This is a genomic window from Streptomyces decoyicus, from assembly GCF_019880305.1.
Taxonomy (GTDB): domain Bacteria; phylum Actinomycetota; class Actinomycetes; order Streptomycetales; family Streptomycetaceae; genus Streptomyces; species Streptomyces decoyicus.
The window spans coordinates 5,502,590-5,526,153 of the sequence record NZ_CP082301.1; the positions used below are offsets into that span (position 1 = coordinate 5,502,590).

General features: G+C 73.2%; 21 protein-coding genes. 12 read left to right on the forward strand and 9 right to left on the reverse strand.

The window, feature by feature from the left end; all coding sequences use genetic code 11:
* Positions 1-160 precede the first annotated feature (160 nt).
* Complete coding sequence (locus K7C20_RS24370; RefSeq protein ID WP_030085717.1) at positions 161-1,015, forward strand: PHP domain-containing protein; 855 nt, start codon at positions 161-163, stop codon at positions 1,013-1,015.
* 200 nt (positions 1,016-1,215) lie between these two features.
* Positions 1,216-1,821 carry a MarC family protein gene (locus K7C20_RS24375; RefSeq protein WP_030085719.1) on the forward strand — a complete coding sequence of 202 codons (606 nt, stop codon included), beginning with the start codon at positions 1,216-1,218 and terminating at the stop codon, positions 1,819-1,821.
* 142 nt (positions 1,822-1,963) lie between these two features.
* Here the strand turns inward: K7C20_RS24375 and K7C20_RS24380 are convergent, their stop codons facing one another.
* Positions 1,964-2,116 (reverse strand): hypothetical protein, encoded by a 153-nt coding sequence (locus tag K7C20_RS24380; RefSeq protein WP_167352506.1) that lies wholly within the window; start codon positions 2,114-2,116, stop codon positions 1,964-1,966.
* 203 nt (positions 2,117-2,319) lie between these two features.
* Between K7C20_RS24380 and K7C20_RS24385 the strand changes: the two genes are divergently transcribed.
* A complete protein-coding gene (locus K7C20_RS24385) occupies positions 2,320-3,246 on the forward strand; it encodes an NYN domain-containing protein (protein ID WP_053209137.1) in 927 nt (308 codons plus the stop codon).
* Positions 3,247-3,452: 206 nt separating this feature from the next.
* Here the strand turns inward: K7C20_RS24385 and K7C20_RS24390 are convergent, their stop codons facing one another.
* From K7C20_RS24390 to K7C20_RS24400, 3 genes are all read right to left on the reverse strand, one after another.
* Positions 3,453-3,935 (reverse strand): SRPBCC family protein, encoded by a 483-nt coding sequence (locus K7C20_RS24390; protein ID WP_048829964.1) that lies wholly within the window; start codon positions 3,933-3,935, stop codon positions 3,453-3,455.
* Between the two features lie 146 nt (positions 3,936-4,081).
* Complete coding sequence (locus K7C20_RS24395; protein ID WP_030085725.1) at positions 4,082-4,948, reverse strand: alpha/beta fold hydrolase; 867 nt, start codon at positions 4,946-4,948, stop codon at positions 4,082-4,084.
* Positions 4,949-5,066: 118 nt separating this feature from the next.
* The gene (locus K7C20_RS24400; protein WP_107083384.1) at positions 5,067-7,427 is read right to left on the reverse strand and encodes a DEAD/DEAH box helicase; all 2,361 of its coding nucleotides are present in this window, start codon (positions 7,425-7,427) and stop codon (positions 5,067-5,069) included.
* Between the two features lie 314 nt (positions 7,428-7,741).
* Here K7C20_RS24400 and K7C20_RS24405 point away from each other — a divergent pair, with 314 nt between their 5' ends.
* Complete coding sequence (locus K7C20_RS24405) at positions 7,742-8,479, forward strand: ferritin-like fold-containing protein (protein ID WP_030088969.1); 738 nt, start codon at positions 7,742-7,744, stop codon at positions 8,477-8,479.
* Positions 8,480-8,505: 26 nt separating this feature from the next.
* Here the strand turns inward: K7C20_RS24405 and K7C20_RS24410 are convergent, their stop codons facing one another.
* The 4 genes from K7C20_RS24410 to K7C20_RS24425 all read right to left on the reverse strand — a co-directional run bounded on the left by K7C20_RS24410 (position 8,506) and on the right by K7C20_RS24425 (position 10,465).
* Positions 8,506-8,796 carry a hypothetical protein gene (locus tag K7C20_RS24410; RefSeq protein WP_053209139.1) on the reverse strand — a complete coding sequence of 97 codons (291 nt, stop codon included), beginning with the start codon at positions 8,794-8,796 and terminating at the stop codon, positions 8,506-8,508.
* A 292-nt stretch (positions 8,797-9,088) separates the two neighbouring features.
* Positions 9,089-9,316: a DUF3107 domain-containing protein gene (locus tag K7C20_RS24415; RefSeq protein WP_030088973.1), complete on the reverse strand. Its 228-nt coding sequence runs from the start codon at positions 9,314-9,316 to the stop codon at positions 9,089-9,091.
* 140 nt (positions 9,317-9,456) lie between these two features.
* The gene (locus K7C20_RS24420) at positions 9,457-10,098 is read right to left on the reverse strand and encodes a TetR/AcrR family transcriptional regulator (protein ID WP_030088975.1); all 642 of its coding nucleotides are present in this window, start codon (positions 10,096-10,098) and stop codon (positions 9,457-9,459) included.
* Between the two features lie 148 nt (positions 10,099-10,246).
* A complete protein-coding gene (locus tag K7C20_RS24425) occupies positions 10,247-10,465 on the reverse strand; it encodes a hypothetical protein (protein WP_030088977.1) in 219 nt (72 codons plus the stop codon).
* Positions 10,466-10,636: 171 nt separating this feature from the next.
* Between K7C20_RS24425 and K7C20_RS24430 the strand changes: the two genes are divergently transcribed.
* The 7 genes from K7C20_RS24430 (at position 10,637) to moeZ (ending at position 19,784) form a co-directional block, all read left to right on the forward strand.
* Positions 10,637-11,671, forward strand: coding sequence for an alpha/beta hydrolase (locus K7C20_RS24430; RefSeq protein ID WP_053209140.1), 1,035 nt, complete (start codon positions 10,637-10,639; stop codon positions 11,669-11,671).
* A gap of 161 nt (positions 11,672-11,832) precedes the next feature.
* A complete protein-coding gene (locus tag K7C20_RS24435; protein WP_030088981.1) occupies positions 11,833-13,146 on the forward strand; it encodes a DUF3152 domain-containing protein in 1,314 nt (437 codons plus the stop codon).
* Positions 13,147-13,524: 378 nt separating this feature from the next.
* Positions 13,525-15,465, forward strand: a complete 1,941-nt coding sequence (locus K7C20_RS24440) for a DUF3492 domain-containing protein (protein WP_053209141.1) — start codon at positions 13,525-13,527, stop codon at positions 15,463-15,465.
* Positions 15,462-15,701: a hypothetical protein gene (locus K7C20_RS24445; protein WP_246655315.1), complete on the forward strand. Its 240-nt coding sequence runs from the start codon at positions 15,462-15,464 to the stop codon at positions 15,699-15,701. The genes K7C20_RS24440 and K7C20_RS24445 overlap by 4 nt, the downstream gene beginning before the upstream one ends.
* Positions 15,698-16,930, forward strand: coding sequence for a hypothetical protein (locus tag K7C20_RS24450; protein ID WP_222892656.1), 1,233 nt, complete (start codon positions 15,698-15,700; stop codon positions 16,928-16,930). The genes K7C20_RS24445 and K7C20_RS24450 overlap by 4 nt, the downstream gene beginning before the upstream one ends.
* Before the next feature lie 256 nt (positions 16,931-17,186).
* Positions 17,187-18,143, forward strand: a complete 957-nt coding sequence (locus K7C20_RS24455; RefSeq protein ID WP_053208692.1) for an NAD-dependent epimerase/dehydratase family protein — start codon at positions 17,187-17,189, stop codon at positions 18,141-18,143.
* Between the two features lie 462 nt (positions 18,144-18,605).
* On the forward strand, positions 18,606-19,784 hold the full coding sequence (gene moeZ / locus K7C20_RS24460) for an adenylyltransferase/sulfurtransferase MoeZ (protein ID WP_030089434.1): 1,179 nt from the start codon (positions 18,606-18,608) through the stop codon (positions 19,782-19,784).
* Between the two features lie 97 nt (positions 19,785-19,881).
* Here the strand turns inward: moeZ and K7C20_RS24465 are convergent, their stop codons facing one another.
* Positions 19,882-22,911: a lysylphosphatidylglycerol synthase transmembrane domain-containing protein gene (locus K7C20_RS24465; protein WP_053208693.1), complete on the reverse strand. Its 3,030-nt coding sequence runs from the start codon at positions 22,909-22,911 to the stop codon at positions 19,882-19,884.
* 188 nt (positions 22,912-23,099) lie between these two features.
* On the opposite strand from K7C20_RS24465, the gene K7C20_RS24470 reads away from it, so the two are divergent.
* Positions 23,100-23,519 carry an MGMT family protein gene (locus tag K7C20_RS24470; protein ID WP_030089440.1) on the forward strand — a complete coding sequence of 140 codons (420 nt, stop codon included), beginning with the start codon at positions 23,100-23,102 and terminating at the stop codon, positions 23,517-23,519.
* Positions 23,520-23,564 lie beyond the last annotated feature (45 nt).

A 23,564-nucleotide genomic window follows, 5' to 3' on the forward strand; every position in this document is an offset into this window, starting at 1 on the left:
TGCCGCCGGGCGGCGGGGTGGCGCCGCTCACCCTCCGACGGGCGACGGACGCTACCGGCCGCCCGGTATCCTTCTGAGGTCCCCCTACGGTGCACTTCCGCCCGGCGTTCCTCCCGGGCCCCGTCCCGTATCCGTCCCGCAGCAGTCTGGAGTCCGCGTCGTGCGCATCGATCTGCACACCCACTCCACGGCGTCGGACGGTACGGACACCCCCGCCGAGCTGGTGCGAGGCGCCGCGGCCGCGGGGCTGGACGTCGTCGCGCTCACCGACCACGACACCGTCGGCGGGCATGCCGAGGCGCGTGCCGCGCTGCCCGCGGGGCTGACGCTGGTCACCGGCGCCGAACTCTCCTGCCGGATCGACGGGGTGAGCCTGCACATGCTCGCCTACCTCTTCGACCCCGAGGAGCCGGAACTCGCCCGGGAGCGGGAGCTGGTGCGCGACGACCGGGTGCCGCGGGCCCAGGGCATGGTCGCCAAGCTGCGCGAGCTCGGTGTGCCGATCACCTGGGAGCAGGTCGCCCGGGTCGCCGGGGACGGCGCCGTGGGACGGCCGCACATCGCCACCGCCCTCGTCGACCTGGGTCTGATCGATACCGTCTCGGACGCCTTCACCTCCGAGTGGCTCGCCAACGACGGCCGGGCGTACGTACAGAAGCACGAGCTCGACCCGTTCGACGCGATCCGGCTGGTCAAGGCCGCGGGCGGGGTCACCGTCTTCGCGCATCCGCTGGCCGTCAAGCGCGGCTCCTGTGTACCGGAGAGCGCGATCGCCGAACTGGCCGCGGCCGGCCTCGACGGCATCGAGGTCGACCACATGGACCACGACGCCCCGACCCGCGCGCGGCTGCGCGGCCTGGCCGCCGACCTCGGCCTGCTGGCCACCGGTTCCAGCGACTACCACGGCAGCCGCAAGACCTGCCGCCTCGGCGAATACACCACCGACCCGGAGATCTACGGCGAGATCGTGCGCCGCGCGACCGGCGCCTTCCCCGTTCCCGGCACGGGCGGCTGACCCCGCCACGGCCGCCGGCCGCGCCGCGCGCCCCCTCCCCGGGGTCCTCGACACCTGCCCGGTGCCGTCCGCACCGTGCGGAGCGCGCCCTGCGCCCGCCGCCGCCCGCCAACTTCCCCCGCCTTCCCCTCCTTTACGGGACGCACCCGTGCGCCGCCCGTGAGTGCTCGTCCCGTACCACCTCTCGCAAGGCCTTCACCGTGTTCGACATCGCTGTCTTCAGTACGCTCTTCGTCACTCTCTTCGTGATCATGGACCCACCGGGTATCACCCCGATCTTCCTGGGCCTGACCTCCGGCCGGCCGGCCAAGGTGCAGCGCCGGATGGCCTGGCAGGCGGCCACCGTCGCCTTCTGCGTCATCGCCGTCTTCGGCCTCTTCGGCCGGCAGATCCTGGGGCGGCTGCACATCTCGACGCCCGCGTTGATGATCGCGGGCGGACTGCTGCTCCTGCTGGTCGCGCTGGACCTGCTGACCGGGAAGTCGGAGGAGCCGACCCAGACCAAGGACGTCAATGTGGCGCTGGTGCCGCTGGGCATGCCGCTGCTGGCCGGGCCCGGCGCGATCGTGTCGGTGATCCTCGCGGTGCAGCATGCGCACGGGGTGGCCGCGCACGTCTCCGTCTGGACGGCGATCGCGGCGATCCACGTGGTGCTCTATCTGGTGATGCGGTTCTCGCTGGTGATCATCCGCGTGATCAAGGACGGCGGCGTGGTCCTGGTGACGCGGCTGGCGGGCATGATGCTCTCCGCGCTCGCCGTGCAGCAGATCATCAACGGCGTGCTCCAGGTGATCCAGGGAGCCTGACCCCTGCACGGGCCCCGAGAGGCGGCCGCGGACAAGGCAGCGCCCCCGTACGACGTGTTCGTACGGGGGCGCTCGTGCGGTGCGTCCGAGCCGTGCGCGGCGGCGGTGCTGTCGCGCGCGTCGTCGGGCGGCGGGGTAGGTGTCAGCGAGCGGCGGCTTCGGCCGGGCGGATGTAGATGCGCTGGCCTATGGCGGCGGCCTGCTGCACGATCCGGTTGACGGAGGCGGCGTCCACGACGGTGCTGTCCACGGCGGTGCCGTCGACATCGTCCAGGCGCATGATCTCGAAGCGCATACGGCTTCTCCCTTCGTCTGATCCTCCTGCGGAGAACTCTTGGGTAGACGAGCTGCCAGGCGTCGCTGCCTGGCGCTCTGTACAGGTACAACGACCTGCCCAGTGCAATCATTCCCTACGCTAAAGAAAAATTTCGACGGTCTAAATACGACGAGCGTGCGCAGTTGTGCCCGCGGAGTGACCGCCCGGACAATGGGACCCGTATGAACGACGTCCGGCCCACGGGCCCCACCGACCTCACCGCGCTCGCCGCCGGGATCGAGCGCACCAACGAGCTGCTCACCCGGGTGCTCGCCGAGGTCGCCACCACCCCGTCCACCCATGCGGCCTTCGTGGACGCGGGCTATGTCTACGCCGCGGCGGGTCGGCTGGTCGCCGGCACGGAGGACCGCAAGGCCTTCGACCTCGACGCCGAAGGGATCATCGAGGCCTTCATCGACAAGGCCCGGATGATCTTCCCGGACAGCCGGCTGCTGCGCGTCTACTGGTACGACGGCGCCCGCCGCCGGATCCACACCCAGGAGCAGCAGCGGATCGCCGAGCTGCCCGATGTGAAGGTCAGGCTCGGCAACCTCAACGCCAACAACCAGCAAAAGGGCGTCGACTCCCTGATCCGCTCGGATCTGGAGTCGCTGGCCCGGCACCGCGCGATCAGCGATGCGGTGCTCATCGGCGGGGACGAGGACCTGGTCTCCGCCGTGGAGGCGGCGCAGGGCTACGGCGCCCGGGTGCACCTGTGGGGCATCGAGGCCTCGGGCGGGCGCAATCAGGCCGAGCCGCTGCTGTGGGAGGTCGACAGTGCGCGCACCTTCGACCTGGAGTTCTGCAAGCCGTACGTCACCCGGCGGGTCGGCGTCGAATACAGCGAGCAGACGGCGGGCGAGGGGCCTGCGCCCAGCCGCGAAGAGGTCCGCTTCGTCGGCGCACAGGTCGCCGCGCAGTGGCTGTCGGAACGGGGCCGCGAGTGGGTGGCCGGGCTGCTGCCCGGCCACCCGTATCTGCCCGGCGCCGTCGACCAGGAACTTCTCACCGCCGCGGAGGCGCTGCTGCGGCACTCCCTGCGCAGCCATGCCGATCTGCGGCGGGTCCTGCGCGACGGCTTCTGGGACCACGTCCAGGGGCAGTACTAGAGGGCTCCCCCCTGGGACCGGGCATCGCACGGACCGCGACCGGGGCGCCGCTCGAAGTCGCGACCAGGGTGCCTTCTCCAGGATCACGACGGGCTGACGGCGGCCCCGCCCCGGCCGCGCCCCGCCCCCGGCCCGCGACGCCCCGGCCCCGCCCCGCGACGCCCCGGCCCCGTCCCGCGACGCCGGAGCCTCGCCCAGAGCCGGGCTCAGGCCCTCGCCAGCAGCTCGCCGAGACGGTCGAAGAAGCCCGCCCAGCCCGCCTCCGCCTGGCGGTACTGCTCGGAGGTGAGGTTGCCGCCGAGCTGGCGGAAGGCCATCTCCGTACGGTCACCGAGATCGGTCAGGGTGACCCGGACGATCTCGCCCTCGGTGCCGCTCGGCGCGGACGCGTCCTTGAGAGTGAACTCCAGCCGCTCCGGCACGGCGACCTCGCGGTAGACACCGGAGAACGGCAGCTCACCGCCGTCCGGGGTGCGCATGACCAGACTCCACACCCCGCCCGGCCGGGCGTCCATCGCCATCCGGTCGACCGGCACTTCCAGTTCCCCGCCGAACCAGTACGCGAAGTGCTCGGGCGTCGTCCAGGCCTCGAAGACCAGCTCGCGGCGGGCGTCGAAGGTCCGGGTGAGCGCGATGCCGTGCGGGCCGTCCTCGGCGCCGGCCGGGGGAGTCGCCGGATTCTCGGTCATGGTCGAGCCCTTCGTGCGTAGCCGGTGTCGGCCGGGCGCCGGTGACGGCCCGCCTTCTTCGATGCTCGCCGAACGGCCCGGCGCTGTCCTGGCGACACCGCCCGCTCGGCCCACACGGCGGACGGCCGGGCCCCACGACCGGACGCTCAGCCCACCCCGCTCCAGAACCCGGCGAGCGCCTCGGCGGTCTTCTCCGGCCGTTCGGCGTTGGGGGAGTGCTCGGCGCCCTCGATGACGGTGCGCCGGGCGGACAGCCGCTCGGCCATCGCATCCATCGACGGCACCGGCCAGGCATAGTCGACGGCTCCGGAGACGACATGCGTGGCAAGCCCGGTACGGGCCAGCTCGGCCACCCGGTCGGGCTCCTCCAGCATCTGACGGCCGGTCGCGATCAGCTGCTCGGGGACGGTGTTCAGCCAACGACGGTGCAAGAACGCGCCGATCTCCGGCGGCGTCGTCGCCTCCGCCGCCTCCGGAGGATCCAGTTCGCGCATCGCCTGCCAGACGCCCTCCATGTCGAGCCTGCCGAGCGCCTCGATCAGCATCCGCACCCGGGCCTGCTGGGACGGATCGATGGCGGCGGGCCCGGAGCTGAGCACGGTGAGGGAACGGAACGGGGACGAGTCGAGCAGCACCGCGGCCCGGGTGACCAGCCCGCCCAGCGAGTGCCCCAGCAGATGCACCGGCCCGCCGTCCGGCTCCCGCAGGGCCTGCGTCTGGGCCAGCACATCAAGCGCCAACTCCCTTTGTGCATACGCCCGTTCATCGCGAGGGCCGGGAGACTCGTGCTGCCCGCGCCCGTCCACCGCGACCGCCCGGAACCCGGCAGCGGCGAGCGGTGCGAGCAGGGCGACGAAGTCCTCCTTGCTGCCGGTGAATCCGGGCACCAGCAGGGCGGTCCCGATCGGCGCGGCATCGGGCCGGGCGTCCTGCACGGCGAAGGTGCCGCGCTCGGTGTCGAGTCGGTACGCACGCGCGCACGGCGGCAGTGTGAGGGAGGGCGGCCTGCTCATGAGGTGAGGTTATCCGGGCCGGTCGGCAAAACCGGGGCGGGACGCCGAGACCCGGCGCCCGCGAAGTGCGGGGCCGGGTCGTCGGGCCGGGGATCCCGGCGTCAGCCGGGGGAGAGGCTCAGCTCTCGGGCGTCGCCTCGGCGGCGGGAGCCTTGGCGCGGGTGCGGCGGCGCACCGGCTTGGCCTCGGCGGTGTCCGTCGCCTCTGCGGCCGGCTTCGCGGCGGCGCTCTTGCGAGTCCGCTTCAACTTGGCCGGGGCGTCCTCCGCGGCGGGTGCGTCCGCCGTGGACTTCGCGGCAGCCGTGGTCTTCCGCGTCCGCTTGGGCTTGGCCGGTGCGGCTTCGGCGGTGTCGACGGCGCTCTCGGCGGCCGGCTTGGCTGCGGCGGCCTTACGGGTCCGCTTCGGCTTGGCCGGCGCCTCCACGGCGGCCTCGGCCGTGTCCACCACGGCCTCGGCGGCCTTGGCGGCAGCGCTCTTGCGGGTCCGCTTCGGTTTGGCGGGAGCCTCCACCGCGGCGTCCGTCACGGTCTCCGTCACGGAGGCCGGTGCCGTTGCCGCGGCGGCCTTGGCGGTGCTGCGGGTGCGGCGACGCGGGGTGGCCGGCGCCTCGGCGGGCTCGGTCACGGCCGGGGCCTCGGCGCCGACCGCCGCGCCCTGCGCCGCGAGCGCGCTCGCGGCGACCTCGACGGTCTGGAAGGTCCCGGTGTCCTCGGGACGGGTGATCCGGGGACGGCGACGGCGCGGCTTGGCGGGCTCGGCCGGCGCCTCGGTCGCCACGACGGCAGCGGCGGGCGCCTCGGCGGCCTCGGCGGCGGGGGCCGCCACGACCGCTGCGCCCGCGGTCTGGCTGCCGCGGGTACGGCGACGCCGGCGCGGCTGACGCGGTCCGGTGGCCTCCGCATCCGCGGTGCTTTCGGCGGCGGCCGGCGATCCGGTCTTCGGGGCCTCGGCGGCGGGGTCGTCCGTCGGCGTGCCGCCACGGGTCCGGCGGCGCTGGCGCGGCGTGCGGGTGCGCGGGGGGCGCTCCTCCTCGACGACGGCGGCGGCCTTACGGGGGCCACGGCCGCGTCCGCCGGTCTCGCCGAGGTCCTCGACCTCTTCGGCGGCCAGCCCGGCCCGGGTGCGCTCGGTGCGCGGCAGCACACCCTTGGTGCCCGCGGGGATGTTCAGCTGCTCGTACAGATGCGGCGAGGTGGAGTAGGTCTCCTCCGGCTCGTCGAACGCCAGGTCCAGCGCCTTGTTGATCAGCTTCCAGCGCGGGATGTCGTCCCAGTCGACGAGGGTGACCGCGGTGCCCTTGGCGCCCGCGCGGCCCGTACGGCCGATGCGGTGCAGGTAGGTCTTCTCGTCCTCGGGGGACTGGTAGTTGATGACGTGCGTCACACCCTCGACGTCGATGCCGCGGGCGGCGACGTCGGTGCAGACCAGGACGTCGACCTTGCCGTTGCGGAAGGCGCGCAGCGCCTGCTCACGGGCGCCCTGGCCGAGGTCGCCGTGCACGGCGCCGGAGGCGAAGCCGCGGCGCGCGAGCTGGTCGGCGATATCGGCGGCGGTCCGCTTCGTACGGCAGAAAACCATCGCCAGGCCCCGGCCCTCGGCCTGGAGGATGCGGGAGACCATCTCCGGCTTGTCCATGGAGTGGGCGCGGAAGATGTGCTGGGTGGTGTTGGCGACGGTCTGGCCCTCGTCGTCCGGCGCGGTGGCGCGGATGTGCGTGGGCTGCGACATGTAGCGGCGGGCCAGCGAGATGACCTGGCCGGGCATGGTCGCGGAGAACAGCATCGTCTGGCGCTTGGCCGGCAGCAGCTGGATGATCTTCTCGACGTCGGGCAGGAAGCCCAGGTCGAGCATCTCGTCGGCCTCGTCCAGCACCAGGCTCTTGACCTGGGAGAGGTTGAGCTTCTTCTGGCCCGCGAGGTCGAGCAGCCGGCCGGGCGTACCGACGACGACGTCGATGCCCTTCTTCAGCGCCTCGACCTGCGGCTCGTAGGCACGGCCGCCGTAGATCGCCAGCACCCGGACATTGCGCACCTTGCCGGCGGTGAGCAGATCGTTGGTGACCTGCTGGCACAGCTCGCGGGTCGGGACGACCACCAGGGCCTGCGGCGCGTCGGTCAGCTGCTCGGGCCGCGCGCGGCCCGCCTCGACATCGGCGGGGACCGTGGTGCGCTCGAGGAGCGGCAGGCCGAAGCCCAGGGTCTTACCCGTGCCGGTCTTGGCCTGGCCGATGACGTCGTTGCCGGAGAGGGCGACGGGGAGCGTCAGCTCCTGGATGGGAAAGGGGGAGATGATGCCGACGGCTTCCAGCGCCTCGGCCGTCTCGGGAAAAATCCCGAGGTCTCGAAATGTAGACAGAATCTTGCCTCTTCTGTGAGACGCGGCATGAGGCGGCGAAGGGGGTCGTACCGCACCGTCGTACGGGTTCGTACGGGCCGGCCTGTGTGCGGCCGGTGGGGCGGGACCACTGCCAACGCTCAGGCACTCCTGCCGCGAGCGGTGTCCCTCTTGCTGTGCGTATGTCTGCTACGCGCCGCAAAAGAGGGCGGTCGGTTTGGAGCCGATCGGGCCACCGACCGGGCATCCGCTTCGTGGAACGACCCACCGATACTCGGCAGGTCCAAATACCACTGTACCCCGGATACGGCGCACTCATCCGAAGGCTTGTATGAGTGAGGAATACATCACGGCCCGCCGCAACGCCGGGGGCCGGGTCCCGCCGCCGTTCGTACGGGTGAACGGGAGTGGCTGACCAGGGCCTTCCCCGAGCGGCCGAGCGGGCTATTGTGCCCGTCATGGGAACGCCTGACAACGCCGCGGCTGACGCGCAAAAACACACCGGGATCGCCGCCCAGAACTGGGCGCAGGCATCCGCCGACCCGCAGTACCGGGCCGCCGTGATCGATCTGCTCGGCGCGCTCGCATACGGCGAGCTGTCCGCCTTCGAGCGCCTGGCGGAGGACGCCAAGCTGGCGCCGACGATGGACGACAAGGCCGAGCTGGCCAAGATGGCCTCGGCCGAGTTCCACCACTTCGAGCGGCTGCGGGAGCGGCTCGCGCAGATCGAGGCGGAGCCGAACGAGGCGATGGAGCCGTTCGCGGCCGCCCTCGACGAGTTCCACCGCCAGACCGCACCGTCGGACTGGCTGGAGGGCTTGGTCAAGGCCTATGTCGGCGACTCGATCGCCAGTGACTTCTACCGCGAGGTCGCGGCCCGGCTGGACTCCGACAGCCGTGGTCTGGTGCTGGCCGTGCTCGACGACACCGGGCATGCCTCGTTCGCCGTGGAGAAGGTGCGCGCGGCCATCGAGGCCGAGCCCCGCGTCGGCGGGCGGCTGGCGCTGTGGGCACGCCGCCTGATGGGCGAGGCGCTCTCGCAGGCGCAGCGGGTCGTCGCGGACCGCGACGCGCTCTCCACGATGCTGGTGGGCGGCGTGGCCGACGGCTTCGACCTGGCCGAGGTGGGCCGGATGTTCTCGCGGATCACCGAGGCGCACACCAAGCGGATGGCGGCGCTGGGGCTCGCGGCCTGACGTCCCTGTGGGCGGTACCGGGCGGTTCAGGCCGTCCGGTGCCCCTTCAATGGCGTGGCCGGCCGTCGAAGACGCCGGCGCGGCGGGCGCGCCAGGACCGACAGCAGAGCCGCCCCCACGGCGATCGCGGCCACCGTCACCTGGACGGGATGGCCGGGGCCGAGGATCGAGCGGGTGAGCAGTGCGCCGAGCAGCGCCGCGACCGGGCCGGTCGCCAGCGTGAGAGTGCGGGCCGGGAAACGGTCGGGCAGCCATCGGGTCGCGGACAGGGCGATGGCGAAGCCGATGAGCACGGCGCCGAGCGCTTCCAAGATCATGCTGTTCCCTCCCGCGTGCGATGCCGATCAGCTGAACAAATCGGTCGTAGGCGGTCGTACCCAAGGGGCACCGGCAGCAACCCTCCCCGCGCCGGTGGCCTGCCTGATCAGCCCAGCCGGACCGACTCGAACGGCCTGATCTGCGGAAATGCGGCGGCCCAGGGCCCGGATCAGGGGGCGGGAAAAGGGCCGCCGGCGCGCGGAACGAGCGGAAAAGGGCGGCGGCCCGGAGCGAAATCCTCCGGGCCGCCGCCCTTTGTCACCCGCGGGCGCCGCATCCGGCGCCCCCTGCTCAGAGCGCGCCGAACCCGACCTTGCGGGCGGTCGGCTCGCCGAGCTCCACATAGGCCAGCCGGTCCGCCGGGACCAGGACCTTGCGACCGTGGTCGTCCACCAGGCTCAGCAGCTGTGACTTGCCGGCCAGCGCGTCGGACACCGCGCTCTCCACCTCTTCGGCAGACTGCCCGCTCTCCAGAACGATCTCGCGGGGCGCGTGCTGCACGCCGATCTTGACCTCCACGGCTTTTGTCCCTCCGACGGTCTGGGGTCCCCCGGCGTCAGCTGGGGGAGGGTGCGCGGCCATCCGCGCTGTACGCAGCACACATTAGCCCGGTACGGGGACGCGCAGGACGCCATGGGCAACGCCCGCAGCGAACACGGTCAGTGCGGGTCGCTGCCGTGCAGCGGGAAGCCGGCGATGCCCTTCCAGGTGAGGGAGGTCAGCAGCTGCACCGCGGTGTCCCGCGGGACCTTGCTCTCCGAGGACAGCCAGTAGCGCGCCACCACCTGGGAGACACCGCCCAGGCCCACGGCGAGCAGCATCGACTCGTCCCGCGACAGGCCGGTGTCCTCGGCGATCACCGCGCTTATGGCCTCGGCGCACTCCAGCGACACCTTGTCGACCCGCTCGCGGACCGCCGGCTCATTGGTGAGGTCCGACTCGAACACCAGTCGGAAGGCGCCGCCCGGGTCCTCCACGTACGCGAAGTAGGCGTCCATCGTCGCGGCGACCCGCTGCTTGTTGTCGGTCGTCGACGCGAGCGCCGCACGCACCGAGTGCAGCAGGGCCTCGCAGTGCTGGTCGAGCAGGGCGAGATAGAGGTCCAGCTTGCCCGGGAAGTGCTGGTAGAGCACGGGCTTGCTGACGCCCGCCCGCTCGGCGATGTCGTCCATCGCAGCCGCGTGGTAGCCCTGTGCGACAAAAACTTCCTGGGCAGCGCCCAGAAGCTGGTTGCGCCGGGCTCGGCGTGGCAGGCGCGTGCCCCGCGGGCGCGCCGCCTCGGTCTGCTCGATGGCGCTCACGCTGCCTCCCAGAAGTGGTTCCGTACGCGGCCCGTACAAGGTGGTGCACCGCGGTCGCCATCGTACTTTTGGGTAACCCGGCTGTGCGCGGTCCGGGCCGAGAATTTCTGCCGGGCCCCTTCATCAGAAGCTGACATAACGTCCCAGGTCATCGGTATTCGTCTTCGTTGAGCTCCACGACGCGGGCCTGTTCGGCGCGATCCGCCTCGTTCGCCTCGTCCGGGTCGGTGCCGGTCAGCGGCTCGTCGCTCCGGGGTGCGAGATCGGCGTACTGCTCGGCGGTGTCCGCCTCGGGTGCTTCGATGTCGAACTCGGCGGCGTCGCTCTGCTCCTCGAAGGTCTCCGGGTCTGTCGGGTCGACGCGCATGGTGGCTCCCTTTCCTGCGTGCTCGTTCGTCGGCTGGTGCCTGGCATGAAAGCAGGGGCCGGGGGCGGCTGCCCTCGCCTACGAGCGTAGGAGAGTGGCCCCGGCAGCGCGATGCGGTGTGTGACGGCGGACACACGAACGGGGGTGTGATCGTCTCGTAACATCGTGCCCATGTCTTCGACCGAGTCGCCGGACACCGCGACCGCCGCCCTCCCGGTACCGCCGGCCGGTCCCGGCCGGGCCGGCGGGGCGGAGACGGTACGCACCGTGAGCCTGCCGGGCCTGACGCTGACCGTACGGGCGCCGGACGGGCGCCCCGCGCGAGGGGACGACGCACCGGACGGCGCCGTGGGCGACGGCGCCGGACGTGACCGCGAGCCCGCGCTCTATGTGCACGGTCTCGGCGGCTCCTCGCAGAACTGGTCGGACCTGATGCCGCTGCTCGCCGACCGGGTGGACGGCGAGGCGATCGACCTGCCCGGCTTCGGGCAGTCCCCGCCGCCCGACGACGGCAACTACTCCGTCTCCGCGCAGGCCCGCGCGGTCATCCGCTACCTCGACGCGTCCGGCCGCGGCCCCGTCCACCTCATCGGCAACTCCATGGGCGGTGCCGCGTCGACCCGGGTGGCGGCGGTGCGCCCCGATCTCGTCCGCACCCTGACGCTGATCTCCCCGGCCCTGCCCGAACTGCGGCCGCAGCGGACGGCGGTGCCCACGGCGCTGCTCGCCGTCCCCGGTATCGCCGGGCTCTTCGGCCGGCTCACCCATGACTGGACGCCCGAGCGCCGCACGCGTGAGGTGCTGGCGCTCTGTTACGGCGACCCCGGCCGGGTCAGCCCCGAAGGGTTCAACGCCGCGGCCGACGAATATGCACGACGGCTCGAACTCCCTTATTTCTGGGAAGTGATGGAGCGCTCGGCGCGCGGGCTGGTGAACGCCTACACGCTCGGCGGACAGCACAATTTGTGGCGTCAGGCAGAGAGAGTGCTCGCCCCCACCCTTCTCGTCTACGGTGGGCGCGACCGCCTGGTCTCCTTCCGGATGGCGCGGCGGGCGGCCGCGGCGTTCCGCGGTTCGCGACTGCTGACGCTGCCGGAGGCGGGTCATGTGGCGATGATGGAGTACCCGGAGACAGTGGAGCGGGCCGTCCGCGAGCTGCTCGACAGTGAAGTGACCGATGTGACCGCCGATGCGGGCAGGAGCTGACACGCCCCGTGGGACGCCATAGCCGCCGAGGCCGGCCCGAGACCGCTGCGGAAACCCCGGAGACGGCCGGTCCGCCCGGCAACAGCCCCTCGGGGGGCGGTGCGCCGGGGCAGGGGCCGGGCCGGGGACGCCGCAGACGCGAGCCGTTCGACGGCGATGCGGTGCGCGGCGGGCATCCCGAACAGCATGAGCCGGGCGGCGGCTGGGGCGCGTTCCCCGGGGCGCCGGCGTCCTCGGTGCAGCCCGGCCAGAGCGCGCCGAAGATCCCCCGGCCGCGCGCGGAGATGTACGGCGCACCGCCGCTCGCCGCGCCGGGCAGCGGCCCCGGGCCGCGACGCGACTATGTGGACGCCTTCGACGCCGGGCCGTTCCCCGGCCGCACGGGCGGGCCGGGCGGCGCGGACGACCCGGACGACGACGTGTTCCGGGCCGGCGCGCCCCGGACGGCGGGCCCCGCGGCCGGTCCGTACGGGCCCGGCAAGGACGGGCTGCCCCCCGGCGGCCGGTTCACCGGCCGGTCGGTGGTCTTCGACCGGAACGAGGACGACGGTCCGTACCCGCGGGCCGCATTCGGTGCGGACGGGGCCGGTCCGGGCGATCCGGCGGACCCGGACGGCGACGGGGGCGACGGGGAAGACGCAGCGGAGGAGTCGCGGCACGGCAACAGGAAGGGCGGCAAGGGCCGGACGTTCACCGGCGCCGCGGCCGCGGCGGTGACCACCGTCCTCGCCGTGGTCATCGCGGGCCAGGTCGCCGAACAGCGCACGGACGGCGGCGAACCGCAGACGCGCAGCGGCAACGACCGTACCGACGGGGTCGGCGACGACTCCTCCAGGTCACACGCCAGGCCCACCCAGGACGCCAAGCCCGCCGGTTACGACGAGCAGATGACGCAGGTCTTCCCGCTCGATGCCCATCTGACCGCCAGCGGCCGGTTCAAGCCGGTCGGCAGCGAGGCCAGGGCGCCCGGACGCGGAAAGGTGCTGCGCTACCGCGTCGACATCGAGGAAGGGCTGCCGCTGGACGGCAAGCTGTTCGCCGACGCGGTGCACAAGACCCTCAACGATGAGCGGAGTTGGGCACACGACGGGCAGATGTCCTTCCAGCGGGTGGCGTCCGGCGACGCCGATTTCGTGATCACGCTGGCCAGCCCGGGGACCACCGACACGTGGTGCGCCAAGTCCGGCCTCGACACCAGCGAGGACAACGTCTCCTGTGACTCGGCGGCGACCGACCGGGTCATGATCAACGCATACCGCTGGGCGCAGGGCGCTCAGACCTACGGTCACGACAAGATGCTCGCCTACCGCCAGATGCTGATCAACCATGAGGTCGGCCACCGCCTCGGCCACAACCACGAGAGCTGCTCCCGGAAGGGTGCGCTCGCCCCGGTGATGATGCAGCAGACGAAGTTCCTGACGACCGACGGGGTGACCTGCCGGCCCAACTCCTGGCCGTTCCCCACCCAGCGCTGACCGGACCGCTCGCACTGGCCGGACCGCTCGCCCGGCGCGGCGAGCGCCCGGCCTGCTCTTGGCCCTCGCTCCGGCCGCTGGTCGGTGGCGAACCGCAGACCCTCCGAGGCAGTCCTGCGTCCAGGGGCTGCCGCCGCCGTCCCGGTGCCCGCCCCGCAGGTCGCGGTGCGGCGCCGCCCGCTACGCGCCGTGGCCCGGCAATCACATAGCGCGTCGAAACGCCCTCAGGGGTGGAAAGTTACGTGCTTTCACCCCTTCCGGTGGCGCGATGGACAACCGTCCATCGCGCCACCGGCCCTTTGCATACCTTCTTCCCGCAGGTGGCGGCCGTGCCGCCGGTACGCCGGGGACACCGACAGGGAGGACGGGGGTGCACTCATGCGCATTGGACTGCTCACCGAAGACGGCTATCCGTATGCGTCCGGTGAGTCGCACGCGTGGTGCGACCGGCTCGTGCGCGGACTCACCGGCCATGACTTCGAGGTCTACGCCCTGAGCACCGGCCCCCGCCTGGAAGCGTGCGGCCGCACCGAACTGCCGCAGCACGTACGGCTGGTGCGCAGCGCGCCCCTGTGGGGGGAGTTCTCCGGCGGACGCGGCCGACGGGCCGAGGAGCGCCGGGGCCGCGGCCCCGGACGGCGCGAACGGCGCCGTTTCGCCGAGTGCTTCGGCGCCCTGGTGACCGCCTTCGCCACCGTGTCTCCAGGAGACGGGCCGACCAGGGGCGCGCCCCACGGGGGCGAACAGACCGGGGACCCGCCGACCGTACAGGACGGTGCCGGCGGCTCCGCCGCGGCCGGCAAGGCGGACCGTTTCGCCAGTGGTCTCTACGGGCTCGCCGAACTCGCCAGGGAACGTGGCCGGCTGCCCGCGCTGCTGCACTCCGAGGACGCCGTACGCATCCTGGAAGCCGCCTGCCACGGCCCCCACGCCCTGCCCGCCGCCCAGGGCGCACAGGTCAACGATCTGCTGGCGGTCACCGCCGGGCTCGCCCTCGCGCTGCGGCCGCTGTCCCTGGACTGGTACGGCGACCGGCACGGTCCCGGGCTCGGCGGTGTGGATCTGTGCCATGCCACCTCAGGTGGCGCGGCCGCCCTCCCGGGGCTGCTGGCCAAACGCTTCTTCGGCACCCCGCTCCTGGTCACCGAGTACGGCGTACGGCTGCGCGAGCACTATCTCGCGCGCGCCGCCTCGCCGTTGAGTGCGCCGGTGCGCGCGCTGCTCGCGGCCTTTCAGGGCGCGCTGGTCGCCGAGACCTATGCGCAGGCCGCGCTGATGACCCCCGGCAACACCCACGCCCGCCGCTGGCAGGAGCGCTGCGGCGCCGACCGGGCCCGGCTGCGCACGGTCTACCCGGGCATGGACGCCGACTCCTTCGCCGCCGTCGCGGACGCCGCGGCGGACGACTCCAAGACGCTGGTGTGGGTCGGCAACGTCGAGCCCTCGAAGGACCTCTTCGCGCTGCTGCACGCCTTCGCCGAGATCCGCAAGGCCGAGCCGGAGGCCACCCTGCGGATCATCGGCGGCGTCGGCCGCGACCCCCAGGCGCCCGGATATCTCGCGCACTGCCGGGCGCTGGCCGCCCAGCTCTTCCCCGACGAGGCGGCCGACGCCCGTACCGTCGGCGAGAGCCCGGTCAGCTTCGAGGAGATCGGCAGCCCCGAGGTGCCGGCCCTGGAGGACGCCTATGCCTCCGGTGCGGTGGTGGTGCTCTCCAGCGTCATCGAGGGCTTTCCGCGCTCCCTGGTGGAGGCGATGTTCTGCGGCCGCGCCACGGTCTCGACCGATGCCGGCGCGGTCTGTGAAGTCATCGGCGGCACCGGCCTGGTCGTCCCGCCGCGCAACCCCCGGGCCCTCGCCGAGGCCTGCACCGCACTGCTCGGCGACCCGGACCGCAGGGCCCGGCTGGGCGCGGCGGCCCGGGCGCGGGCGCTGGAGCTGTTCACCGTCGAGCAGAACGTCGCGGCATTTCGTGGCATCTACCTGGAGCTGATCTCCCACACCCCGTCCCGCCCGGTCGCCTTCCGCGGGCGGGACGCGCAGGGCGTACCGCAGCCCTTCGCCCGTCCCGCCGAATCCCATGTCCCCGGCCGCTGGGCCGTGACCGGCGCCGCCACCCGGACCGCCGTACCCGCCGCTCGGACGCCGAGCTGGGCGGTCCCCGAGGGGGAGCGGGCCGCCGCCCTGCCGGTGCAGGCCGGCGGGTGCGCGGAGTCCGGGGGAGTGCCCGGCATCCGAGGGGCGGGACAGCTGAGGAGACAGGGCGGGCCCGGCGATCAGACCGGCGTGACCGGAGCAAGGGAGAGAGAGCAGTGGTGACGGCTGTGCTGGATGTGATGTGTGCGATGGGTCTGGTGGGCGTGGCACTGGTGACGGGCATGGCGGATGTGGCGCACCACGGCCGCCGGGACGGTCGTCGGCGCGGCAGCCGTCCGGGCAGCCCGGCGTACGCCCTCCCCGGGGACCGCGGGCGCCCGGCCCGGTGGCGCCTGCCGCACCCCCGCCCCGGCCGGGGCGGCTGTGCCGCGGCCCGGGGGAGAGGGGACGTGCTGTGACCACACCCGACGGCGGAGCCACTCACGCCGCACCGGCCATGGAGGAAGGGAGCGCCGCCCGGACCGCGCCGCCGCGCAAGGAGGCCGCCCGCCCCGCCCGCCGCGGCCCCGCCGACCCCGTACGGTCCCTGATGCACCACCACCAGGAGCTGTGCGCCCGAGCCGTCGACGCGCTGGAGATCGCCGCCGGCCTGGAGGCGCACGGCGTCACCGACCGTACGGCCGCCCGCTTCCGGCACCGCGACGTCTTCTCGCTCGCCGAGGAGCTCTACGCCCGGGTGCCGCGCGCCGACCCGGCCACCACCCCGCCGCCCACGCCCGAGCCGGCGGCCGCGCCCGCCGCCGTCCGGGGCTCCCGGAGCGTGCGCGGGGTGCTGCACCTGCTGCCCGGCGCCGTCTGCGTCGCGGCGGTGGTCGCCCTCGCCTCGGTCGGTGCGGCCCCGCCCGACGTACGTACCGCCGTCGGCGCCGCGGGCGGGGTGCTGGTCGTCCTCGCCGTCCGGCTGGGCGTCCGGTCCGGGCCGCTGCGACGACGCCACCAGGGCGCCGGACCGCGGACCGCCGGCCTGTGGGTCTGCTGGACGGCCGGGTACGCGGTGTACGGCGACTGGCTGCTCCGGCAACTGCTGGCCGGCGGCCCCGATCTCCCCCACGCCGCTCCCCGGGCCGCCGTCGCGACCGCCGTGGCACTGGCCTTCGCCCTCGCCCCCGCGGCCGGCTGCGCCCACTGGTTCGCGGTGCGCGGGCGGCGCGGTCTGGCCGCCAGCCGGGGCCTGGGAGAACTCGCCGCCCGGGTCCGGCCGTTGCTGCTCGGCACCACCCTGCTCTTCCTGTGCGCGCTGGTGGCACTGCTCCTCGGCGCGGACGCCGTCTTCGGTGACGACGGCACGATGGCGGTGGTCGCGGCCGCCGCACTGGGCGTGCTGCTCTTCCTCGCCAGGCTGCTGGCCGTGCACGGTTTCCCCGAGGCGGCCGCGACGGGCCTGGCGTCGGCCGCCGCTCTGGAGGCCCTCGCCCTGTCCCTGGTGCTGATCTCCCGGCTCCCCGGTCTGCCGCCGCTCGGCCTCCCGGTCGAGGCGCTGGCCACCGCCGCCGGGCCGGCCGCCGTACCCGCCGTGGCCTGCACGGCCGCCGCACTCGGCCTCCTCGTCCACGGTCTGCGGGCGCTCACCGGCGCCTGCGCCCACTGGCCGGCTCCCCCCGGCCCGGCGGAGGCGCACCGGCCGTGACCCTCCGGACGCCCCCCGGCCCCCGACTCCCCGTCCCCCCACACGGGCACCCCCACCACGCACCACCCCCGAAGCGGCACCCCGAAACAGCCGCTTCGGCCTCTTCGCCGCGGACCTCACCCCCCACGTGGCCCCCGCCCCCTGGGCGGACGCCGACGCCGCGGCCGAAGCCGACCTGCTTCCCTCGATCCGCCTTAGGAGCACGACACATGAACGTCCAGCCGACCACACGCCACGCGGACCGGGGGGTCGCACGATGAGGGTGCTGCTCATCGGCGCCAACGGCTACCTGGGCCGTTATGTCGCCGACCGCCTGCTCGCCGACCCCGCCGTCCAGCTCACCGCCCTCGGGCGGGGGGACGACGCCGACGTCCGCTTCGACCTGGCCACCGGCAGTCCCGGGGCGCTCACCCGCTTCTTCGACGCGGTCCACCCCGGTGTCGTCGTCAACTGCGCGGGCGCCACCCGTGGCGGTGCCCGCGAGCTGACCCGGCACAACACCGTCGCGGTCGCCACCATCTGCGAATCGCTGCGGCGCAGCAGCTGCGGTGCCCGGCTCGTCCACCTGGGCTGCGCCTCCGAGTACGGGCCCTCCCAGCCCGGCTCGTCCACCGCCGAGGACGCGATCCCGCGCCCCGGCGGCCCGTACGGCGTCAGCAAACTCGCCGCCACCGAACTGGTGCTGGGCTCCGGGCTCGACGCCGTCGTGCTGCGGATCTTCTCGCCGGTCGGCCCCGGCACCCCGGCGGGATCACCGCTCGGCCGGCTCGCCGAGGCGATGCGCCGCGCCATGCAGTCCGGCGACAACGAGCTCAAGCTCGGCGGGCTCGGCGTGCAACGGGACTTCGTCGATGTCCGCGATGTCGCACGCGCGGTGCACGCCGCTTCGCTGTCCGCCGCCCAGGGCGTCGTCAACATCGGGACCGGCCGCGCCGTACGGCTGCGGGAGGCCGCGTCCGTGCTGGCCCGGGTCGCCGGCTTCGGCGGCGCGCTCCACGAACTCGACTCCCCGCCGGCCCGGCTGGTCATCCCCGGCCCGTCCCCCGAGCACCCGGTCGGCTCCCCGCCCGCCACCTACCCGTATCCGGACGGCTGCGGCACCTGGCAGCAGGCGGATGTCCGTACCGCCCGGGACCGGCTCGGCTGGCGCCCCCGGATCGGGCTGGAGGAGTCCCTGGCCGACATCTGGATGGAGGCCGCATGCCGTATCTGACCAGCCTCACCGGCACCGCCCACGCCCAGCCGCGTGAGACGGGTGTCCGTATGCTGGGACGCGCGGGGTGTGCCCCTTCGGCCGGTCACAGGCGGCCACGGGGGTATCTCCCGGCGCCTTGAGAGCGTGGAGGGGAGGGCCTCCGAGCACCCTCCGGAGCGGTTCTGTCCCCTCGTCCACAGCGTGCCGCGGGGACGGATCCCGACGGGGTGCTGCGGATCACCCGCCGGCCGGGAGCGGACGCCGGGTACGTGACCGACCGCCGTCCCGCCGCGGCGCCAGGCGCTGTCGGCGGCGTCCGGGAGCCGCTGCCCGGCTACTGGGACGAAATCGTCTCGCGCATCGGAACAGGTGTCTCGGAATGAAGAAGGGCGTGGCAGTGTTACGGGCAGAGCAAGCTCCCCCACTCTCGGCCCCGCTCGGGCGGGGGGAACCCCATCAAGACCGACCAACGGAGTCCCCGTGTCGCTGCCACCCCTGGTCGAGCCCGCTTCCGAGCTCACCGTCGATGAGGTCCGCAGGTACTCCCGCCACCTGATCATCCCCGATGTCGGGATGGACGGGCAGAAGCGGCTGAAGAACGCCAAGGTGCTGTGTGTCGGCGCCGGTGGCCTGGGCTCGCCCGCGCTGATGTATCTGGCCGCGGCCGGCGTCGGCACGCTCGGCATCGTGGAGTTCGACGAGGTCGACGAGTCGAACCTGCAGCGCCAGATCATCCACAGCCAGGCGGACATCGGCCGCTCCAAGGCCGCGTCCGCCAAGGACACGGTGCTGGGCATCAACCCGTACGTCACCGTGAACCTCCACGAAGAGCGCCTGGACTCCACGAACGTCATGGAGCTCTTCGCGCAGTACGACCTGATCGTCGACGGCACGGACAACTTCGCCACCCGTTACCTGGTCAACGACGCCTGCGTGCTGCTGAACAAGCCGTACGTCTGGGGTTCGATCTACCGCTTCGACGGCCAGGCGTCGGTGTTCTGGAGCGAGCACGGTCCCTGCTACCGCTGCCTGTACCCCGAGCCCCCGCCGCCGGGCATGGTGCCCTCCTGCGCCGAGGGCGGCGTCCTCGGTGTGCTGTGCGCCTCCATCGGCTCCATCCAGGTCAACGAGGCCATCAAGCTGCTCGCCGGCATCGGCGACCCGCTGGTCGGCCGGCTGATGATCTATGACGCCCTGGAGATGACGTACCGCCAGGTCAAGGTCCGCAAGGACCCGGACTGCGCCGTCTGCGGTGAGAACCCGACCGTCACCGAGCTCATCGACTACGAGGCCTTCTGCGGCGTCGTGTCCGAGGAGGCCCAGGAGGCGGCGGCCGGCTCGACGATCACTCCCAAGCAGCTCAAGGAGTGGATCGACGGCGACGAGAAGATCGAGATCATCGACGTCCGCGAGCCGAACGAGTTCGAGATCGTCTCGATCCCCGGCGCCAAGCTGATCCCGAAGAACGAGTTCCTGATGGGCACCGCCCTCCAGGACCTCCCGCAGGACCGGAAGATCGTCCTGCACTGCAAGACGGGCGTCCGCTCCGCCGAGGTCCTGGCCGTCCTCAAGTCCGCGGGCTTCGCCGACGCGGTGCATGTCGGCGGCGGCGTCATCGGCTGGGTCAACACCGTCGAGCCGGAGAAGCCGGTCTACTGACCTTCCCCACCACACGCCAAGGCGCCGGTCCGTGCACTGCGGACCGGCGCCTTCGTGCGCCGCGGTGTGACCCGGCCGGCGCGGCGGCCGGTCCCGCTCAGATCCCGCCCTTGCGCGTCAGGTAGTTGAACGCCAACCAGCCCGGCAGCACCGGCAGCCAGAAGACCAGCAGCCGGAACAGCAGCACTGCCGGGAACGCCACGTCACCGGCGAGTCCGGCGAAGGTGAGGGCACCGATCAGCGCGCTCTCCACGGCACCCACACCACCCGGCGTCGGCGCGGCCGAGCCCAGCGCGTTACCGGCGAGGAAGGCGACCGCGATGCTCGCGTAGCTGATCGTGTCGCCGCCGCCGAACGCCCGGATCGAGGCGTCCAGACACATCACGTTAGCCGCCGTCAGCAGCAGCATCCCGCCGATGCCGGTGACCAGCTTCCCGGGCCGCTGGAGGATGTCCAGCATCCGCGGGACCACCCCCGCGAACAGCGAGCGCACCCGCCGGGAGACGAACTTGCGCAGGGCCGGCACCGCCGTGACGATCAGAACCAGGACGGCCACGGTCAGCAGCCCGGCGATGACCGTACGGGACGGCGAGAGCGTCGGGGTCTGCTCCTGGGTGCCGGTCAGATATCCGAAGACCAGCAACAGCAGGATGTGACTGCCCAGACCGAACAGCTGGGACGCGCCGACACTCGCCACCGCCAGGCCGGGGCGGACCCCGGCGCGCTGGAGGAAACGGGTGTTGAGCGCCACCCCGCCGATCGCGGCGGGCGCCACCAGCTTCACGAAGTTGCCGGCGATCTGCGCAATGACCGTCCGGACGAACGACACCCGCTCCGTGACGAACCCCAGCAGGCTCATCGTCGCCGCGATGTACGTCAGCGCCGAGAAGAACATCGCGACCAGCACCCATTGCCAGCCGGCCTTGCTGACCACATCGCCCAGGTTGAAGTGGGTGAGCGTGGACAGCAGGTAATACACGGCGAAGGCACCGGCGATCCAGCTGATCAGGATGCGCGGGCTGAGCCGCTCCAGCTTGGCGGGCTGGATCACCGCCGTCGGACGGATCAGCAGCACCTGTCTGCGGATCTGCGCGAGCAGGTCCTCCTCACGGGCCTCGTCCGAGGCCTCGTCCAGGGCGCGTTTCTCGGCGTTCTTCGCCGCCTGCCGCTCGGCCCGCAGCGTCTTGCGGTCCTTGGGGCTCCCCGCCTCGCGTGCCTCCCGCGCCTCCTTGGCGGCCTGGGACGCCTCCAGCACGGCCTCGCGCTCCCGCTTGGAGCGCTCACGGGCCAGCTGGCGCAGCGTCGCGCGGGTGGTGCGGCTCAGCGCGATCGGCTGGAGCAGCGGCAGGCTGTCGGCGACCGCGTCCGGGCCGAGCACCTCGACGGCCGCGGCCACCGCGCGCTCGGCGCCGACCCGCAGACCGCAGGTGGTCAGCAGCTGGGCGATGTCCATCCGCAGCACGAGATCGCCGGCCGCGATCTCGCCGCCGCGCAGCTCGGTCAGCACGATAGTGCCGGAACGATCCATCAGCAGCGCGTCCCCGACCAGCCGCCGGTGCGCGATCCGCCGGGACTGGAGCGCCTCGACCTGCCGCCAGGCGCTGTGCATCAGCGCGTCGGTGATCTCCTCGTCGGCCAGCGAGTCGAAGGTCCGGCCGCCGATGTGCTCGTAGACCAGCATCACCGCGTCCGGGCCGAGCTCGGAGGTGGCGATCAGCTTCGGGGCATGGGCACCGGCCGCGATCGCCGCATACGCCAGCAGCGCCTCCTGCTCCAGCGCCTGGCGCAGCGACTGGAGACTGCGGCGCTGGTTGATGCCGCGCAGCGAGAGCCGGCGCCACACGCGGTAGAAGAAGCCGTGCGCCTGCTGCTCGCGGTCGACGACGGTGACATCGATCGGCGGGCCGTCCTCCAGGGTGACGAGGTAGCGGCGGCCGCGGTCGGGATGCTCGGACGGGTCCGTGGTGGCCGCGTCCTCCGCACGCAGCGCGGAGACCGGGTGGAAGCCGACCCGGCGCAGCCCCGCTAGGAGGTTCTGGCCGGTGGGGCGGACATTGGGGGAGCCGACCGCGTAGAGGGTGCCGTAGGCGACGGTCCAGCCGATCAGCACGGTCGTGACGATCGCGAACGGAGTGGTGTACCGCCCGACCAGCACCGCGAACGCGTCCAGCAGCAGCACGCACCACATCGCGACCCGCCAGCGGGGCCGCCGGGACATCCCCACCGCCGTCATATAGGCGATCACGGGCGCCAGATAACTGTGCACCGGAGCGGAGAGGGAACCGTTGTCGAGGGGCTGGGTCAGCGCGGCCCGGATGGACGCGGGCGCGGCGTCGGCCACCCACAAGTCGGCGGCCAGCGACACCCCGTGGGCGAGGACCGCGGCCAGCACACCGTCCGCGATCCGCAGTCCGTCCCGCTTGATCAGCCGCTCGACGGCGAACGCCACCGGCACGATCAGCACCGCGACGCTGGAGGTCAGCCCCGCCAGGTTGATCAGCAGCGGCGGCGCGGCCTTCGCGCCGGTGCCGATGTCCCGCGCCAGGCCCTGGGTGGTGCCGTGGGCGAAGGTGGCGAGCCCGAGGACGAGGGCGATCCCGGCGATGCCGAGCAGCAGCCGCAGCAGGTCGGCGGGCCGGTGCACCCGGGCGGGCAGCAGCGGCTCGTCGCCGGAGACCCGGTCGACGTGGAACTCGCCGTACTCGCCGGAGCCCAGGTCGGAACGGTGCGAGCCCGTGTGGGGCCTGGCCGGGGCCGCGCCGGACACCGGCTCCTCGCCCTGGTCTCGCGCGGCCGGTCCGTCCTGCGCCTGCTCGGGCTGCTTGCTGTTCCTCTCCTCCTCGTGCCGCTCGGGTGGCTCGGGCTCCTTGGGCTCTTCCGGCCTCTCGGACGCCCCGGGTCGTTCGGCCTTCTCGATCGTGCTCGCCTTTTCGGTAGCGGAAGCCGTATCCGGCCTCCGTTGGTGCTTCCCCTGGTGCGCCGCCTGCTGCCGTATCGGCCGCCCGGTCGGCGCGGTCGGTTCGGGCGCGGTGCCGGTGGTGCCGACGGCCAGCGCCTCAGGGGCGCCCGCCTCCCGTGGAGGCGCCGCACCCTGCTGCTCGGCCGTCTCTTCTTGATCTCGTCTCACCAGTCACCGTCCGGAAGATGGTGGCACGGCCGACCGGTGGAGGGGGGCATCAGGGTGCATTTCGGGGGCGCGGGAAGTGGATCATCCTCCCCGCGCCGGGCCTGACGACGCCTTGCCGCCGACCTCCTGGGGGGCGCGGGACCGTGTGTCCGATCCCATTGTCGGTGCCGTGCGGCAGGATGGACCGAATGAGTGGGACCGGAGATATGGCGGAGGGCGAACTCCCCGCATACGCAGAACGGGTCCTGGCCGTGGCGGAGCTGATCCCGGCGGGCCGGGTGATGACGTACGGCGATGTCGCGGAGTGGCTCGAGGACGAGGGGCAGCCCGAAGGGCTTCCCGCACAGGACGGTGGCGGGCGAGGGGTCGGCGGACCGCGCCAGGTCGGGCGGGTGATGGCGCTCTACGGCGGCGCCGTGCCCTGGTGGCGGGTGGTCCGCGCGGACGGCCAGCTGCTGCCCGGCCAGGAACTGCGCGCGCTGGCCCACTACCGGGACGAGGGCACACCCCTGCGCACCGCCTCGCGAGCGGCCGAGGACCACATACCGCGGCTCGACATGCGGCGGGCCCGCTGGGACGGGCGCCCGGACGACGGCGCGGCTCCGTAGGGGGTGTCCCCCTGGCGCCGACGGCATCGCGCGACGTAGCGCCGA